Below are 229 nucleotides of genomic sequence, written 5' to 3'. Positions count from 1 at the left end.
GTTGGCTGACTTGAAGTAGGAAACTGTTCCATCGCCTGTGACATGCTCACCAAGGCCTGGAGTGGTGTTGGTATCCGTCCCAGTCGTGTCATGCGTCATCGTCACACCTGGATTATCGTTCGTAACGGTTGTCTTACCAGTCTTGACCGTTTCGCCTGGGTTGACTGTGACTGCTGGCAAGCTTGGTTGATCCTTTGGCGTTTCAGTGACGGTCACAACGCTCGTTGTG

General features: G+C 52.8%; 1 protein-coding gene. It reads right to left on the bottom strand.

The features are described from left to right. Positions 1-229 (bottom strand): hypothetical protein (locus HC026_RS13250; protein ID WP_168926236.1); only part of this gene is annotated, 229 nt, incomplete at both ends.

It is taken from the genome of Secundilactobacillus angelensis, from assembly GCF_012641075.1.
Taxonomy (GTDB): Bacteria; Bacillota; Bacilli; order Lactobacillales; family Lactobacillaceae; genus Secundilactobacillus; species Secundilactobacillus angelensis.
This window is presented reverse-complemented; position numbering and strand designations above follow the sequence as displayed.